This is a genomic window from Pseudomonas sp. C2B4 (assembly GCF_013359695.1).
Lineage (GTDB): Bacteria > Pseudomonadota > Gammaproteobacteria > Pseudomonadales > Pseudomonadaceae > Aquipseudomonas.
Genome location: NZ_JABFMU010000117.1, coordinates 4,040 through 5,419, shown reverse-complemented (window position 1 = coordinate 5,419; position 1,380 = coordinate 4,040). Strand labels below are relative to the sequence as shown.

General features: G+C 50.9%; 1 rRNA gene (running past one end of the window). It reads left to right on the top strand.

The window, feature by feature from the left end:
• Positions 1 to 383: 383 nt before the first annotated feature.
• Positions 384 to 1,380 (top strand): 16S ribosomal RNA (locus tag HNQ83_RS30830); it runs 604 nt beyond the window's last position.

Sequence of the window (1,380 nt, the reverse complement as noted above, 5' to 3'; positions counted from 1 at the left end):
AGTGAGTTGCTTCAGGTCATCGAAGCCGAAAGGGAGTTGAAAAAGAGGTGTTGACAGCAGCGAGTAACGCTGTAGAATTCGCCTCCCGCTGACGAGAGATCGAAAGCGCAAGTGGTTGAAGTTACAAAGGAAACTTTGAAAACTTCTGAAAATAACCGCTTGACAGCAACAGAGGCTGCTGTAGAATGCGCGCCTCGGTTGAGACGAAAGATCTTAACCAACCGCTCTTTAACAACTGAATCAAGCAATTCGTGTGGGTGCTTGTGGTATCAGACTGCTAGTCAACAGATTATCAGCATCACAAGTTACTCCGCGAGAAATCAAAGATGTAACCAACGATTGCTGAGCCAAGTTTAGGGTTTTCTCAAAACCCAAAGATGTTTGAACTGAAGAGTTTGATCATGGCTCAGATTGAACGCTGGCGGCAGGCCTAACACATGCAAGTCGAGCGGATGACGGGAGCTTGCTCCCTGATTCAGCGGCGGACGGGTGAGTAATGCCTAGGAATCTGCCTGGTAGTGGGGGACAACGTCTCGAAAGGGACGCTAATACCGCATACGTCCTACGGGAGAAAGCAGGGGACCTTCGGGCCTTGCGCTATCAGATGAGCCTAGGTCGGATTAGCTAGTTGGTGAGGTAATGGCTCACCAAGGCGACGATCCGTAACTGGTCTGAGAGGATGATCAGTCACACTGGAACTGAGACACGGTCCAGACTCCTACGGGAGGCAGCAGTGGGGAATATTGGACAATGGGCGAAAGCCTGATCCAGCCATGCCGCGTGTGTGAAGAAGGTCTTCGGATTGTAAAGCACTTTAAGTTGGGAGGAAGGGCATTAACCTAATACGTTAGTGTTTTGACGTTACCGACAGAATAAGCACCGGCTAACTCTGTGCCAGCAGCCGCGGTAATACAGAGGGTGCAAGCGTTAATCGGAATTACTGGGCGTAAAGCGCGCGTAGGTGGTTTGTTAAGTTGGATGTGAAAGCCCCGGGCTCAACCTGGGAACTGCATTCAAAACTGACAAGCTAGAGTATGGTAGAGGGTGGTGGAATTTCCTGTGTAGCGGTGAAATGCGTAGATATAGGAAGGAACACCAGTGGCGAAGGCGACCACCTGGACTGATACTGACACTGAGGTGCGAAAGCGTGGGGAGCAAACAGGATTAGATACCCTGGTAGTCCACGCCGTAAACGATGTCAACTAGCCGTTGGGAGCCTTGAGCTCTTAGTGGCGCAGCTAACGCATTAAGTTGACCGCCTGGGGAGTACGGCCGCAAGGTTAAAACTCAAATGAATTGACGGGGGCCCGCACAAGCGGTGGAGCATGTGGTTTAATTCGAAGCAACGCGAAGAACCTTACCAGGCCTTGACATCCAGGA